Genomic DNA, 14,021 nt, shown 5'->3' with positions numbered 1-14,021 from the left:
GATGCAAAAGCCTGGCCGCAGCCAGGCCTGTAAAGATCTACAGCAAAGATCTACAGCAGTGTCTTAGGTCTACTGGGATTACATCAGGCCAATTTGAGAGAGGATCCCTTGGCCGGTCAGCAACTCGGTCGCAACGCCGATCACAAAGCCCAACATTGCCAAACGGCCATTCCATTTTTCGGCGAAGGTGGTAAAGCCAAACTTAGCTTCTTGGTTTTCCATGGTTCTAGCTCCATCAACAGGTGACATCTTTAATGTGGCTCAGATATTAAAAAGTGTCAAGTTTTGTGTCGAGAGCTAACAAGGGATCCCTAGCTGCTTTTCACGGTTGTCCAGAGGGCGTCGATGAGGCGCAGCTCTTCCCCTGACAGCACTTTGAGGTAGGTGAGTTTGGCCAGGGCCTCTTCGTCAGGGTAGATGGCCGGGTTTTGCCGATCTTCTGGGTTGATCATGGGCAGAGCTGCAGCGTTGGGGGTGGCGAAGCGGTTGTGGTTGCTCAGTTGAGCGCCGACTTCAGCATCCAGGATGAAATTGATGAAGCGATTGGCCAGCTCGGGGTTGGGGGCCTGGGCGGGAATGGCCATTACATCCAGCCAAATGTGGGCACCCTCGCGGGGGACAAAATAGCCGATGTTGGGGTTTTCTTCGGCAGCTTGCAGGGCATCGCCGCTGTAGACGATGGCTACATTGGCCGTTCCAGAAACCAGTTGGTTTTTGCCCCCCACGCCCCCAATTAGGCCGGCACTGCGGCGCTTGGTGTCGATCAAAAGCTGCTGGATCTGCTGCAGTTCAGAGCGAACGGTGGTGTTCATATCGAAGCCCAGGTAAACGGCAGCAGCGCCGATCATGGAGCGCATCTCGTCGATCATCACAAAGGGGCCATACTGCTGCTGCGGGTCGAAAATCAATCCCCAAGAGCGTTCAAAGTTTTCGGGCAGGCGGTCTTTGCGGTAGCCAATGCCGGTGGTGCCCCACTGATAGGCGGCGGTGTAGGTGTTTTCTGGATCAAAGGGCAGGCCGACAAATTTTTCGCCCAGGTTGCTCAGGTTGGGGATCAATTCTTTGTTGAGAGGCTGCAGCAGCCCCAGCTCCAACATGTTGGGCACAATGTAGTCGGTGGGAACAACAATGTCGTACTGACTGGTGCCACCCCCCCGCAGTTTGGCCACCATGTCTTCGTTGGATTCGTACACGCTGACCAGCACGCGGCTATTGGTGGCTTTTTCAAAGGCGGTGAGGATGTCGGGATCGATGTATTCTGACCAGATGTAGAGATTGAGGGTCTGCCTCTGGGCAGAGGTAACGTGGGGCCAAAACAAAACCAGGACAAGCACACAGCAGAGCAGGGTTGTGGCCGAGGCAATCCACTTTTTCATGAGATTTCTCCGACTGTGAAAAGTTGAAAACATCGTATCTGCTTTCATCCCCCAGCCGGCTACACCCGCGGCTAGGGGGCACGCCTTGGGCAATCGCCAAGCCCCGCAAACTCCGGTTGAGGCTCGGGTACTCACCCTTGTTTCCAAGACAACACCCAAACGGTATCAACGCCTCCGCGAGCGATCCGCCAAAAGCCGCAAAGGCCGATTCTTTCGTCGGATCCCTCGATGCCTTGCGCCACAAGGCTTTCCAGCCCCAAAACCCCCTCGCCGCAGCTCTTTTTGCCGACTTTTTTCCGGATCCCTCGCAAATGGGTCTTGCATTCCTTGCCCTGCTTGGGTTTAATAGGGGTGGAGGGGATCCCTAGAAATTGGAAACCATAAATACCTCCGCCCAGCAGTACCAAGCCTTGGATGAGGCCATTCGGACTGGGGGATCCCTAGAAATTGGAAACCATAAATACCTCAATACTATGGCTATCATGATCACAACTCGTGGTCGGCAGGGGGATCCCTAGAAATTGGAAACCATAAATACCTCAATTTCTTCCCAAGTAAGGGAGGTAAGTGCAATGAAGATCCCCGCTAGGGGATCCCTAGAAATTGGAAACCATAAATACCTCAATTATTAATCGCTCTAGTAGAGGTTTCTGAGAAATACACTGGGGATCCCTAGAAATTGGAAACCATAAATACCTCGCAGGGTAGAAACAACACCCAGGAAAAATCCTGGGTGGGGATCCCTAGAAATTGGAAACCATAAATACCTCGTTCAGAGCGATTTGGGGACTGCTTGGCCAAGATGACGGGGATCCCTAGAAATTGGAAACCATAAATACCTCGTCAGGTTAACAAAAGTAGTCATAGAATCCTCCAACTGGGGATCCCTAGAAATTGGAAACCATAAATACCTCTCCGCGATGCCCTTCTAGGCCTACCTAGTAAAGACCTGGGGATCCCTAGAAATTGGAAACCATAAATACCTCCTCTCGGCAGTACTAAACAATAAGTTCCCCCTTCGGGGGGATCCCTAGAAATTGGAAATAGGAAAATCCTGGGTGTCTTGTTGGGGAGGTTAGGGGGTTCCCCCTTCGGGGGGATCCCTAGAAATTGGAAATGCCCGTGAACACCAGGGATCCGGCCACGAACAGGCTGCAGTTCCCCCTTCGGGGGGATCCCTAGAAATTGGAAATGTGATTCAATACCTCTATATCCCGCACCTGAACAAGATTCGTTCCCCCTTCGGGGGGATCCCTAGAAATTGGAAATGTGTTAAATGCCGGATGAACCTCCTTCTTCAACACCGTTCCCCCTTCGGGGGGATCCCTAGAAATTGGAAATGTGCATATGTTGATCCTACATTGCAGGCTAGACTAAAGTTCCCCCTTCGGGGGGATCCCTAGAAATTGGAAATCTCCGTAGGCTCATACTCCCTTAAACGAGGTAAGAAAGCGTTCCCCCTTCGGGGGGATCCCTAGAAATTGGAAATCATTGTCAAGAGTGCACCAGGCAAAGAGGTCCTCACGTTCCCCCTTCGGGGGGATCCCTAGAAATTGGAAACACAATGAGTTTAGGCAACTCGTAGTGCAGCTTTCCAGGAGTTCCCCCTTCGGGGGGATCCCTAGAAATTGGAAAAATTGGAAACTAGGGCTGCAGATAGAGGCGGTGCTGCCGGATGTAGTGCTCCACGGCAGGGGGCACCAGGTAGCGGATAGACCTTCCCTTTTGGATTTGCTGCCTTAGGTAAGTGGAAGAGAGCGTCAGGGTAGGAGCTTCCAGGATTTGGGCTTGGATAGGCAACTTTTCGGCTACCGCCTGCAACACCTGGGCAGCATCGCCGGCATCCACCCGTGGGGCAACGATCCAATGGCAGAGGCGGGCCAGTTCTTCCGCTTGATACCACTGGGGCAGATCCCGCAGAGCATCCACGCCGATGATCCAGTACCACTGGGTATTGGGTTGCTCCTGGATGAGGGTGCGCAGCGTCTCGATAGTGTAGGAGCGCCCCGGACGGCAGATCTCCAGCTCTGAGCAGGCGAAGCGCTCGTGGTCGGCAATGGCCAACTTGACCATGGCCAGGCGGTCGGCTTTGCTGGCACCAGGGGCCAGAGGCTTGTGGGGGGGATCCCCTGCCGGCATCCACAGCACCTGATCCAGGTCAAACTGCCAAAGGGCTTGTTCTGCCATGATCAAATGGCCGTGGTGTACAGGGTTGAAGGTTCCGCCCAGAATGGCAATGCGGCGGTGCTTCATGGCTGCTGGCTCAGGTAGGTGATGGCATCCCGCAGCCAGTCTTCCGTTGGGCGGGGGTGAGTGGGCAGAGCTTGCAAGGCAGCCTGAATTTCCTGAGTGCTGTAGCCCAGGGCCAGTAAGGCCATTTCCACCTCTTCCCGGATAGGCATGGGCGGCCCCCCGGCCAAGGGTTGATCCGCAACCCCCATCCCCTGTCGCCAGTGGGCCAGCTTGGTTTTCAGCTCCAAGGCCAGCCGCTGGGCCGTTTTATGACCTACCCCCGGCGTGAGGGAGAGCAGGCGCACATTTTCGGTCACCACCGCCTGAATCAGCTCCGGCAGGCCGAAGGTATTCAGCAGGGCCAAGCCCAAAGCCGGCCCCACCCCTGAGACTTTGATGAGTTCCACAAACAAATCGCGCTCGGCTGGCGAGCCAAACCCGTACAACACCAGCTCGGTCTCTCGCACCACCAAATGGGTGAACACCCGGACGGGCTCCCCCACTGCAGGCAGTTGCTTGAGAAAACGTCCTGGGGCCTTGACGCGATAGCCGATCCCCTGCACCTCAACGGTGAGGCTGCTGCGCTCTCCCCATTCGATGGCAACAAGGTGGCCGCTTAAAAACGCGATCATGCTGCGAGTTTAATCTGGGTTTGGGATGCTCTGCTCGACTGGAGCTCCAAAGTCGGCCAAGCAATCTAAAGTCCTTGCCAAAGGCTGCTTCCCTACAAGGCTATTTCACAGACCATTTCTCTACCTGTAGACTGTTCCCCATCCAGCTCTGTATTCTCCCTCATCCATGCCGATTCGCCCTTTTCCCATCGGCCAATGGCTTTGGATCCTGTTCTCGCTGGGGGTGCTGCTCTTTCTCCATCTTCCTCTGCTGGTGATCGTCCTTTATGCCTTCAGCCCCGATGAGGCGACCTTGCGCTTCCCTTTGCCGGGGCTGACCTGGCATTGGTTTGCCGTGGCTTGGGGGCGGGCCGATATTTGGCGGGCCTTGTTTTTGTCTTTGCGGGTGGCTTTGCTGGCTACCGGAGTGGCAGTGGTGCTGGGATCCCTGGCGGCAGCGGCTGTCTATCGTAGCCGATTTTTTGGCCGCGAGACGATCTCATTTTTGGTGTTGCTGCCCATCGCCTTGCCGGGCATTGTCTCCGGGATTGCCTTGCGCTCGGCGATCCATTTGCTGGGTATCCCCTTCAGCTTTTGGACGATTGTCATCGGCCATGCCACCTTTTGCCTGGTGGTGGTGTACAACAACGTGCTGGCGCGGTTTCGCCGCATGGGACGCTCTCAGCTAGAAGCTTCTGCCGATTTGGGGGCCAACCCCCTGCAAACTTTTCGCTACATCCTTCTGCCCGAACTGGCCTCGGCCCTATTGGCGGGATCCCTGCTGGCGTTTGCCCTGTCTTTCGATGAAATCATCGTCACCACCTTCACCGCTGGCCAGCAGCAAACCCTGCCGATCTGGGTGTTCAGCCAGCTCACCAAGCCTCGGCAGCGCCCGGTGATCAGCGTGGTGGCCCTGGGGGTGATCGGCCTGACGGTGCTCCCCATTTGGCTGACCCATCATTGGACTCAAGAGAAAACCTCAACTCGCTGATGGCTCTTTCCAACCTCAGGCAAGGTTTGCGGCTTAGAAGGATCCCCAAGCATTGGCCGGAGTCGCTGTAACAGCAAGGAAACGCTGGCCCTGGTTGATCGCGGATCCCTTGTGAGAAAATGTAACAAGCATTTCATTTCTGAAATTGAGGTATCTATGGCTGTCACTCGTGCCGGACGCGCCCCTCTCGTGCGGGGCAGCAGCGAGGGAAATCCTGCCAAGTTCATGGAAATGGCCAGCGCTTTGCTCAGCACCCGCACCCGCCAAGGCAGCGGCAAAAAGGTTCAAGATCGCTCCTCCTACGGCAAGGCGGGCAATCCGCAAGAGTTTATGCAGATGGCCAGTGAATTGCGCCGCTCCCTGGAGCAGCAGGGTCGGTAGCCAATCCTGTCCACCCCCAGGGGATCCCCGTCCAGTTGCCTAAGCTGGACGGTTTTCTTGCTGCTCCTCTCAAGCCAGAGGCGGCCAATCGCTTCTGAGGCCACTCACCGGTGTTGGATCCCGCCGCAGGCCCAACCTTGGATCCAAGGCTCCGCCCTTGAGCTTCTGGGCAATGAGCCGACAGAAGAGCGGCATGTCAGGATGGGAAAAGTGCTCATCCGGGCGCTCTTGCCGGTGGACGTGATTGAGGCCAAGACGACATGAAAAACAAAGGCTTTTGGCTGGCCGGGATCCTGGGGGTAATCTTGGATCAGGCGACCAAGCGCTGGGCGGTAGAACGGCTGCTGCCGGGGCCAGAGATTGAGCTGTGGCCAGGGGTGTTTCACCTCACCTACGTGGAGAATACCGGCGCTGCTTGGAGCCTGTTTGAAGATTCGGCAGAGCTCTTGAAGTGGATCTCGTTGGGGGTAGCGCTGGCATTGGGGCTGCTGGCCATCCGCGGCGGGATCCTGAGCCGTTGGGAACAGGCGGGCTATGGCTTGGTGTGGGCAGGAGCGGTGGGGAACGGCATCGACCGCTTCGTCAACGGCTATGTGGTGGATTTTTTCAATTTGATCTGGATTCGCTTTCCGGTATTCAACGTGGCGGATGTGGCCATCAACCTCGGGGTGGCCTGCCTGCTGATCGGTTTGCTACAGGACAACTCAAAGAAAACGGGATCGACTGCTACCTCGCCTCGCTTGGAGAAAAAGCCCAGTCGCGACAGCACCCACTTTAAGGATTGACCAGCCGATGAACAGCCTTCAGGGATCCCTTGGGATGCTCATGTCCTTGGCAAGGGGGATCCCTGGTCAGCTGCAAGGACTCCGTCCGCCTATTGCAAACGGCTGGCTTGCTGAGCCACCTGGCAGAAGCGCTCGACATCTGCGGGCAAAGTGTTAAAAGCCGTCACCAGGCGGATTAAGTGGTGACCTTCCCCCAGCCAGCGGTAAAACCGAAACCCCGCTCCCTCTAGGGCCTGGAGAACCGGCTCCGGCAGCTCGATAAAAACCTCATTGGCCTCGGTAGGATACACCAACTTGGCTCCCGGCAGGGATCCCAGTCCCTGCGCCAACCGTTGGGCCATCGCGTTGGCATGGCGAGCATTGCGCAGCCACACCCCATCCTGGAGATAAGCCTGCAATTGGGCAGACAAAAAGCGCATCTTCGAAACCAGATGGCCACTGCGCTTGCGGCGAAACTCAAAATCGCCCACCTGATCTGGATGAAAAAACACCACCGCTTCCGCAGCCCAGGCCCCATTTTTGGTGGCCCCAAAGGACAGCACATCCACCCCCGCTTTCCAGGTCATCTCGGCAGGGGTGCAACCCAAACTAACCAGGGCATTGGCAAAGCGGGCCCCATCCATATGCACCTTAAGGCCAAAGTGATGGGCCAAATCCGCCAGGGATCCAAGTTGCTCCAAGGAGTAGAGGGTGCCGGCCTCAGTGGCTTGCGTCAGGCTGAGGCAGGCAGGCTGCACGTGATGAACCACCCCAAACCCCGCCCGCTCCAGGGCTGCTTTTAAGTTGCCCCAGTCAATACGGCCTTGCTCTCCGGGGATCCCCACCAACTTGGCCCCACCTGTAAACAGCTCTGGCGCTCCACATTCGTCCAGATTGATGTGGGCCTCGGGATGGCAATAAATCGCCCCGTAGGGCGGGGTGAGCACCGAAAGGGCCAAGGCGTTGGCAGCAGATCCCGTTGCCACCGGAAACACCGCCACTTCATGCTCAAAGATCTCGGCAAAGAGCCTCTGCACCTGCGCTGTGCATTCGTCTCCTCCATAGGGCATGGCGGATCCCCGGTTGAGGGCCAACAGGGCTTCCATCACCTCAGGACAAGCGCCTGTAACATTGTCGCTGCAAAAGTTCATGGCATGGACAACCCAAGGGATCTCGCCGAGGAAGGGTTAGGGCCGGCTTACTTCGCGCCAACCCAACCGGGATCCTCCAAAGTATCCCAGTCCCGACCTGCCTCTCCCTCGACCGCTTGCAATGGCGGGACAGAGTCCTTTTGGGGATGGGAAGGCGGCTCAGGCTGGTCGCGATAGCGGGACGGAGTCCTTTCGCAATAGCGGGATGGGGTCTTTGCACTCCACCACAACCCCAAAGCGGGCCCCAACCCCAACAACAGGCCCAGCCCCGCCGGCGCAACAATGCCGGAGCCCAGGCTCATCAGCAGGGCAAAAGCAAAATTAGCTACATAGAGCACCAGCGGCCCCACCAACTGGCGGCGGTCAAGGATGGGTTGATCCTCGCCCCACAGCAGATTGGCCACCGTCATGAAGGCAGCCCCAGTCAGCATCCAACCCCCGAAGTTTTGCAACGGCATGCCGAAGAAGGGCCCCGGCTGAAACCACGTCCAAAACGGGATCAAGCCGCGGGTCATGGCCGGATCCAGCACGAAGTCCCAAGCGGTGAGCAGCAACGCCCCCAACATAATGGCCTCGAAGTGAATCAGCCAGTGGCGCTGGGTTTGCAGAGCCACACGCGCCAACAAGTAGGACGACAACCCCACATAAAACCAAGACAGAGGGATGGTAAAAGGCACCAAACCGGCAATCTTGTAGCCCAGCCCACTCAGGTAGCCGTAGTTGCCAAAAGGGATCCCAGTGCTGGTACCCAACAGCTCACTGCCCAAGGAAATGCCCACCGCCGGGATCAAAAACATCAACAGGCGCCGCATCCCCAACAGCCGGGATCCCATCAGAGCTGCCGCCAGCGCACCGAACACCATGTAGGCCACGCCGCCATTGCCCATGCTCAAGGAGAAAGCTTGAATGCCAATGGGGGGCAAACTGGCCACCCACTCAGGATGGGGTACAACCCAGAGCAACCCTGCCAACCCAAAAAGCAAAGACAGAATGTGCAAACCCAGAGCTAAGGCCTCCAGCCGCTGCCAAATCGAGCCAGACAGGGGCAGAACACTTCGCCCAACAGAAGACTGGAAAGGCAGGCTGACGAGAACACCAGAGGACGAGAACCAACGCATGAGAAACTCCCGAAGAGTGGTTAAGCGAAGCCGCTCTGTCTCCTTGCAACCCATACGGCAGCTGAGGGAAAAAGCGGATGGCCCCAAGAGAGAGCCTAAAGCCAAGAACAAGCCCGCTTGCTTGCAGGCCGGCCTACTTGGGATGGCCCTCTGGGCAGGGATGTCACCACCGCTAACGGTGACACTGCTGATATTTTGCTGTCTATTGTATCAATTCGTAAACATATCGCCCGTTTTTCCTCAGGTCTCCTCCCCGTCTTCGCCGCAGGGATCCCGGGTGGGGGTGTACGCCCAGTTGGCTCGTGCTGTGGAGCGCCAGGACTGGCTTCAGGCCCTGCAGCTGGTGGATCTGTTGCAGCAGCACACGGAAGATCCCGCCCAGCGTCAGGATCTGGAAGACTATCGGCTGGAGCTGGAAAAATATCGTTCTGCTTATGGGGATCCGCCGCCGCCCCAGTGGCCGTTTTTGCACAAGCCCTTTGTTGGGGAATTTCCTGTCACCAACCTCTTCGACCATGACTTGCCTTTGGGGGAGAGGGATGGCAACAGACGGTTTGTGAGTGGGCAAGGCCAAGTTTGGATCCCTGGCCCGCTGCACCCGTGTGGCAAAAGCGATGGCCATGCCGGTTATGACTGGGAGATGCCGGTGGGAACCCCGATTTTGGCTGCTGCCGCAGGACGGGTCACCGTGGCCCGCGAGGAGCCGGAGTTTTTTTGCCCCAGCTTGGGCCGGCTGGTCAGGGGGTTGCGGGTGCGCCTTCTGCACGAGCCAGAACTCTCGGAGGGGGAGAGAACAGACGGGAGAGCACTTCCCCGCTGGGAGACCCTCTACGCCCACCTCAGTCAAATCGGGGTGCAGGAGGGGCAAGTGGTGGCCGCAGGAGCAGTCATCGGCCTATCGGGAGACAGCGGCTGTGCCAGCGGGCCCCATCTCCATTTCGAGGTGCGTCGCTTCGACAACACCAACTCCGGCCAACCAGCTGCCGTCGATCCCTACGGGTGGTTTGGGTCTGGCCTGGATCCCTGGAGCATTCATCCCCTTGGGGCCGAAAGCCTGTTCCTTTGGCAGGTGGGACAAGCCCCCAGTTTGGGAGCTTGCTGGCAAGGGCAGCGATAGCCGAGACGGACATCCGCTCCGCGCGAGACCTCGCTGACAAAGATGGATATTGACAGGCAGATTCACAACAGTCACAACAGATGATGGACTTATAGATCTCGACGGACAAAGCCATCCCCCTCCCATTGGTAGAGGGTAGCCCTCAAGTCACGGCTGGCACCGGGCGGGCTTGAGATGACCAGGATCCCTTGCGGGCTGACCCGCAGGCTGGCATTGCTCAGATCCGTCACGCTCAGCAGTGGCACAAGTCCCTCAGGCCGGTGTTCCAAGACCAAGACAGAGCGCAGCAGGCTGATGCCCCCTCGCTCGGTGAGGAGCACCAACTTGGGCTGTGGGCTGGAGGTAATGTCCGTGCGCAGGTGAGCCTCCACCAACCGCCCTGGGATCGGCTCAGCCGTGTGGAGCAGACGAAAGCTATACCCCCCCTGATGCTCGAAGCTGAGAACGCGCACCACCGGCTCTACGGTGGGCTGCCGCTGAATCTGAAACACAGCCACCACATCCTGGCGAGATGGAGAGGTTAGGCTGGCCGGGAACAGGCGCAGGTTTTCACCGCGATTGCCGCGAATAAAATCCCACCAAATGGATTGATTGAATAAAGCCACAACCCCACCTCGAGCAGCGCCGCCCTCAGAAGGAACCGGCAGCAGCGGAAGCACAGGCTGGGGATAGGCAGGAACAGCAGCAACCGGTAGAGTGGCAGCCAAGGCCGCTCCCCAGGCTATTCGACCACAGGAACACAACAGCTTCCGCATATTTCCTCACTCCTCGCCCCTAAAATTCTAAAGGACTCCAAGGTTCTCCCAGTCAACCAAACAGCCGGGATACAGGGATCCCTTTTATGTCGAACGCAACCTCGATCTCACCTTGATCTCGCCTGGCAATGGGCTACCAAGTTAGGGTGAAAAGCCTGGAGCTTCCTCTGTAGCCAACAAAGTCGGCTTGGAACGACGCCCCGCCAATTGGAAAGGGATCCCCCAGGAGCAAGGGGCAGCCCCCCCCGACGGAGGGCTCTATTTTTCGGCAGCCAAAAACAATTGGGCCCGCCAAAAGCAGGCAATGGACTTGCTGTCCAAATCCATTCCCAAACGGGCCATTTCTGTAAGCTCAGAAGCAGAAAACTCCACTACGGTAATATCTTCATCCTCATCCTTATCGGGAGGGGAATCCAGCACTTCCAGCTCCCGCGCCAAATAGGCATACATAATCTCGCTGGAATAGCCGGGGCACAAATAAAATTGGCCAAGGGGATCCCAGCGATGGGCACGCAGGCCCGTTTCTTCTTCCAGCTCGCGGCGAATGGTGTCATCGGGATGCTCCCCTGGCTCGACTGTGCCTGCCGGAAATTCATAAAGGTAGGAGGCAACCGCAAAGCGATATTGACGAATGCAGACGAACTTGCCTGCTGCAGTGACGGGCACTGCCACCACCCCGCCAGGATGGATGAGGTACTCCCGCTCTCCCTCTTTGCCGTTGGGAAAACGCAAACGCTGGCTGACGAAGGTGTATTTGTGGCCTTGATAGCGGAGGCGCTCACGAATCACCTGAGATGGGTTTTGCATGGCAAGGGTTCTCGAGAGTAGAGCCGCTCTCAGCTTAATGGTTTCCGGCGCTGTTGCAACCGGGCCATCCAGAGGGATCCACAACGCCCTTGGGATTCCCTGTCTGGGGTAGAGTCAGGGAAAGCACAAAAGTTGCAGGCCATGATTTACCCCCCCTTGAAGGAGTTTCTTGCCCTCACCAAGCAGGGCAACTTTATCCCGGTGTACCAGGAATGGGTGGCGGATTTGGAAACGCCGGTTTCTGCCTGGTATCGGGTTTGTGCTGGCCAGCCCTACAACTTTCTCCTGGAGTCGGTGGAGGGGGGGGAACAGGTGGCCCGCTACAGCTTCTTGGGCTGCGATCCCCTGTGGGTTTTGGAAATACGCGGGGATCAGGCGCTACAGCGATACCGCGATGGCCGACAGGAGCACCACCAAGGGGATCCCTTCGCAATTTTGGCCCGCTGTTTGCAGCCTTATGAGCCGGTGCATTTGTCGGAACTGCCCAGCAGCATTGGCGGGCTATTTGGCTACTGGGGCTATGAGCTGATTCGCTGGGTCGAACCCAAGGTGCCCATCCACCCCCTGCAGCCGGGGGATCCTCCTGACGCCGTTTTTATGCAGGTGGACAGCATTTTGCTCTTCGACCAGGTGAAGCGCAAGATCTGGGTGGTGGCCTTCGCCGATACCCGTCACCACGCTCCTGAGGAAGCCTATGCCCAAGCCTGCCGGCGGGTGGAAAAGCTGATGCAGCAGCTCAGCGCTCCTCTTTCTCTGGCCCATCTGCACCTCAACTGGAAGCCCCACCTGTCGGAAAGGACTCCGTCCCGCTGGCGCGAACAAATCCCTCCCAGCACCCTGAGCCGCCCGGCCTACTGCCAAGCGGTGGAACGGGCTAAGGACTACATCCGCGCCGGAGATATCTTCCAGGTAGTGCTCTCGCAGCGGTTTACCATCTCCTTTGCGGGGGATCCCTTTTGCCTCTACCGCTCGTTGCGGCTGATTAACCCTTCCCCTTATATGGCGTTTTTGCAGTTTGGGAATCTCTGCCTCATCGGCTCCAGCCCAGAGGTGATGGTCAAACTCAGCCGGGTGGGAGAAGACCGCATCGCCACCGTGCGCCCCATTGCCGGCACCCGCCCCCGTGGCACCACCCCTCAGGAAGACCGGCAGTTAGAGCAAGAGCTGTTGGCAGATCCGAAAGAACGGGCCGAACATGTGATGTTGGTGGATCTGGCCCGCAACGACCTGGGACGGGTCTGCCAACTGGGATCTGTGCAGGTGGATGACCTGATGCAGATCGAGCGCTACAGCCATGTGATGCACATTGTCAGCAACGTGGTGGGGCGGCTGGATCCCCAGTACAGCGCCTGGGATCTGCTGCGGGCCACCTTCCCCGCCGGAACCGTTACGGGTGCCCCCAAAATCCGCGCCATGCAGATTATTCATGAGCTGGAAGGATGCCGCCGCGGGCCCTATGCCGGCGCCTATGGCTACTACGACTTTTCCGGCCAACTGAACACCGCCATCACCATCCGCACCCTGCTGGTTCATCAGGGCCAGGTGAGCTTGCAGGCCGGGGCAGGTATTGTGGCCGACTCGGATCCGGAGCGGGAATACCAAGAATGTCTGAACAAAGCGCGGGGCATGTTAATGGCTGTGGCCAGTTTGCAGGAGACCTAGCCCATGTTGGCCCAGTTGCGCTTCAGCCCTGCGGTTCGCGTCAGCGGGACGGAGTCCTTACAGGAGCTCCAGCAGCCGGATCCAGAGACCGTAGAGCAGGCTTTTGAACTGTTTTCCACAGAGGGCTATCTGGTGTTGCCGGAGATCTTTCCCCCCGAGCTCATCGACAAGTTGCACAGCAGCTTTCTGGCCACCTACAGCCACTACTGCACCCACGAAAACCACGCCGATGCCCTGTTAGTGGGCAATAGACGGGTGATGGTAACGGTTCGCCTGGAGGGCCCCTTCAACGATCCCCTCATCTATGCCCATCCTCTGATCTTGCCCATCCTGAAGCGGATTTTGGGGCCGGAGTTGATCTTGAGCGGGCTGGGGGCGGTGGTCTCTCTGCCGGGATCCGCCGATCAACAAGTTCACCGGGATCTGTCTCATCTGTTTGGCGACGAGACCTTGGATGCAATCATTCCTTGCTATGCCCTGAATTTGCTTATTCCTCTGGTGGAGGTCAACGAAGAGAACGGCATGACCCGTCTCTGGCCCGGCAGCCATGCGGTCTTCGATGCCCACTATACCGAGCTGGCCCAGCAGATGCCCTTTGTCGATCCGCCCCTGGCCAAGGGATCCTGCCTCCTGTTTGACTACCGCCTGATTCACCTGGGTCGGGCCAATCGCTCGCCCGCTCCCCGTCCTCTTCTCTACAACACCTACAGCCGCGCTTGGTTTCGGGATCCCATCAATTACACTCAGCAACCTCCCCTGGTGATCCCGGCCCAAGAGAAAGAGCGGATCCCAGCCGAGCATCAGCGCCTATTCGTGACGGCACAGATTGTGTAGACGGCCCGGAACTGCGAGCTGACCGAAAACTCGGCGGCTCAGGCCCCGGCATTTATGCCTAGGGATAAGCTACCGTCTCCTGATAGGATGTGAGTATCGCTCCACCCATTTATAGAAAGGTGCAGTGGTAAACTACCCAACCCTGACTGCTTCGCAGTACAGGGCGGGCTTAAGGCCTCCGGCCCGCTGGCGCGAACGGTAGCCCTGCAGTTGGCAAGCCAA

15 protein-coding genes and 1 CRISPR repeat array are annotated in these 14,021 nt (G+C 57.8%); of the genes, 6 read left to right on the top strand and 9 right to left on the bottom strand.

Going from position 1 to position 14,021, the window contains the following annotated elements:
• Positions 1-78: 78 nt before the first annotated feature.
• From ACVWZ1_RS10020 to ruvA, 4 genes are all read right to left on the bottom strand, one after another.
• Complete coding sequence (locus ACVWZ1_RS10020; protein WP_041436191.1) at positions 79-222, bottom strand: chlorophyll a/b-binding protein; 144 nt, start codon at positions 220-222, stop codon at positions 79-81.
• An 89-nt stretch (positions 223-311) separates the two neighbouring features.
• The gene (locus ACVWZ1_RS10015) at positions 312-1,376 is read right to left on the bottom strand and encodes a polyamine ABC transporter substrate-binding protein (protein ID WP_148202683.1); all 1,065 of its coding nucleotides are present in this window, start codon (positions 1,374-1,376) and stop codon (positions 312-314) included.
• A 356-nt stretch (positions 1,377-1,732) separates the two neighbouring features.
• Positions 1,733-2,433: a CRISPR direct-repeat array (repeat unit 35 nt; unit sequence GGGGATCCCTAGAAATTGGAAACCATAAATACCTC).
• 587 nt (positions 2,434-3,020) lie between these two features.
• Positions 3,021-3,629: a nicotinate-nucleotide adenylyltransferase gene (gene nadD / locus ACVWZ1_RS10010; RefSeq protein WP_414409330.1), complete on the bottom strand. Its 609-nt coding sequence runs from the start codon at positions 3,627-3,629 to the stop codon at positions 3,021-3,023.
• Positions 3,626-4,240, bottom strand: a complete 615-nt coding sequence (ruvA, locus tag ACVWZ1_RS10005) for a Holliday junction branch migration protein RuvA (protein WP_414416864.1) — start codon at positions 4,238-4,240, stop codon at positions 3,626-3,628. Before ruvA ends, nadD begins: the two co-directional genes overlap by 4 nt.
• Positions 4,241-4,406: 166 nt before the next feature.
• On the opposite strand from ruvA, the gene ACVWZ1_RS10000 reads away from it, so the two are divergent.
• Both ACVWZ1_RS10000 and ACVWZ1_RS09995 read left to right on the top strand, forming a co-directional pair.
• Entirely contained in the window at positions 4,407-5,210 is an 804-nt protein-coding gene (locus ACVWZ1_RS10000; protein ID WP_457467138.1) for an ABC transporter permease, read from the top strand.
• 156 nt (positions 5,211-5,366) lie between these two features.
• Positions 5,367-5,591, top strand: coding sequence for a hypothetical protein (locus ACVWZ1_RS09995; protein WP_414332042.1), 225 nt, complete (start codon positions 5,367-5,369; stop codon positions 5,589-5,591).
• Between the two features lie 69 nt (positions 5,592-5,660).
• Here the strand turns inward: ACVWZ1_RS09995 and ACVWZ1_RS09990 are convergent, their stop codons facing one another.
• The gene (locus ACVWZ1_RS09990) at positions 5,661-5,786 is read right to left on the bottom strand and encodes a hypothetical protein (RefSeq protein WP_457503283.1); all 126 of its coding nucleotides are present in this window, start codon (positions 5,784-5,786) and stop codon (positions 5,661-5,663) included.
• Positions 5,787-5,851: 65 nt separating this feature from the next.
• Between ACVWZ1_RS09990 and lspA the strand changes: the two genes are divergently transcribed.
• Positions 5,852-6,376 carry a signal peptidase II gene (lspA, locus tag ACVWZ1_RS09985; protein ID WP_457467137.1) on the top strand — a complete coding sequence of 175 codons (525 nt, stop codon included), beginning with the start codon at positions 5,852-5,854 and terminating at the stop codon, positions 6,374-6,376.
• Positions 6,377-6,465: 89 nt separating this feature from the next.
• Here lspA and ACVWZ1_RS09980 read toward each other — a convergent pair whose 3' ends face one another.
• Both ACVWZ1_RS09980 and cruF read right to left on the bottom strand, forming a co-directional pair.
• Complete coding sequence (locus ACVWZ1_RS09980) at positions 6,466-7,506, bottom strand: threonine aldolase family protein (RefSeq protein WP_457467136.1); 1,041 nt, start codon at positions 7,504-7,506, stop codon at positions 6,466-6,468.
• A 47-nt stretch (positions 7,507-7,553) separates the two neighbouring features.
• On the bottom strand, positions 7,554-8,624 hold the full coding sequence (gene cruF, locus ACVWZ1_RS09975) for a gamma-carotene 1'-hydroxylase CruF (protein WP_457467135.1): 1,071 nt from the start codon (positions 8,622-8,624) through the stop codon (positions 7,554-7,556).
• A gap of 277 nt (positions 8,625-8,901) precedes the next feature.
• Between cruF and ACVWZ1_RS09970 the strand changes: the two genes are divergently transcribed.
• On the top strand, positions 8,902-9,741 hold the full coding sequence (locus ACVWZ1_RS09970; RefSeq protein WP_457467134.1) for a M23 family metallopeptidase: 840 nt from the start codon (positions 8,902-8,904) through the stop codon (positions 9,739-9,741).
• A gap of 89 nt (positions 9,742-9,830) precedes the next feature.
• On the opposite strand, the gene ACVWZ1_RS09965 is transcribed toward ACVWZ1_RS09970, so the two are convergent.
• A complete protein-coding gene (locus ACVWZ1_RS09965; protein WP_414374941.1) occupies positions 9,831-10,448 on the bottom strand; it encodes a hypothetical protein in 618 nt (205 codons plus the stop codon).
• 306 nt (positions 10,449-10,754) lie between these two features.
• Entirely contained in the window at positions 10,755-11,303 is a 549-nt protein-coding gene (locus ACVWZ1_RS09960; protein ID WP_011432186.1) for an NUDIX hydrolase, read from the bottom strand.
• A 141-nt stretch (positions 11,304-11,444) separates the two neighbouring features.
• On the opposite strand from ACVWZ1_RS09960, the gene trpE reads away from it, so the two are divergent.
• Positions 11,445-12,965, top strand: a complete 1,521-nt coding sequence (gene trpE, locus ACVWZ1_RS09955; RefSeq protein ID WP_457467133.1) for an anthranilate synthase component I — start codon at positions 11,445-11,447, stop codon at positions 12,963-12,965.
• Between the two features lie 3 nt (positions 12,966-12,968).
• The gene (locus ACVWZ1_RS09950; protein ID WP_457467132.1) at positions 12,969-13,799 is read left to right on the top strand and encodes a phytanoyl-CoA dioxygenase family protein; all 831 of its coding nucleotides are present in this window, start codon (positions 12,969-12,971) and stop codon (positions 13,797-13,799) included.
• Positions 13,800-14,021: the final 222 nt, after the last annotated feature.

It is taken from the genome of Thermostichus sp. MS-CIW-25 (assembly GCF_054060015.1).
This window is presented reverse-complemented; position numbering and strand designations above follow the sequence as displayed.

Coding starts and splice junctions, on each gene's coding strand:
- trpE (WP_457467133.1), top strand. CDS start 11,445: ATGATTTACCCCCCCTTGAAGGAGTTTCTTGCCCTCACCAAGCAGGGC.
- lspA (WP_457467137.1), top strand. CDS start 5,852: ATGAAAAACAAAGGCTTTTGGCTGGCCGGGATCCTGGGGGTAATCTTG.
- cruF (WP_457467135.1), bottom strand. CDS start 8,624: ATGCGTTGGTTCTCGTCCTCTGGTGTTCTCGTCAGCCTGCCTTTCCAG.
- ACVWZ1_RS09990 (WP_457503283.1), bottom strand. CDS start 5,786: ATGCCGCTCTTCTGTCGGCTCATTGCCCAGAAGCTCAAGGGCGGAGCC.
- nadD (WP_414409330.1), bottom strand. CDS start 3,629: ATGAAGCACCGCCGCATTGCCATTCTGGGCGGAACCTTCAACCCTGTA.
- ACVWZ1_RS10020 (WP_041436191.1), bottom strand. CDS start 222: ATGGAAAACCAAGAAGCTAAGTTTGGCTTTACCACCTTCGCCGAAAAA.
- ACVWZ1_RS09980 (WP_457467136.1), bottom strand. CDS start 7,506: ATGAACTTTTGCAGCGACAATGTTACAGGCGCTTGTCCTGAGGTGATG.
- ACVWZ1_RS09950 (WP_457467132.1), top strand. CDS start 12,969: ATGTTGGCCCAGTTGCGCTTCAGCCCTGCGGTTCGCGTCAGCGGGACG.
- ACVWZ1_RS10015 (WP_148202683.1), bottom strand. CDS start 1,376: ATGAAAAAGTGGATTGCCTCGGCCACAACCCTGCTCTGCTGTGTGCTT.
- ACVWZ1_RS09960 (WP_011432186.1), bottom strand. CDS start 11,303: ATGCAAAACCCATCTCAGGTGATTCGTGAGCGCCTCCGCTATCAAGGC.
- ACVWZ1_RS10000 (WP_457467138.1), top strand. CDS start 4,407: ATGCCGATTCGCCCTTTTCCCATCGGCCAATGGCTTTGGATCCTGTTC.
- ruvA (WP_414416864.1), bottom strand. CDS start 4,240: ATGATCGCGTTTTTAAGCGGCCACCTTGTTGCCATCGAATGGGGAGAG.
- ACVWZ1_RS09995 (WP_414332042.1), top strand. CDS start 5,367: ATGGCTGTCACTCGTGCCGGACGCGCCCCTCTCGTGCGGGGCAGCAGC.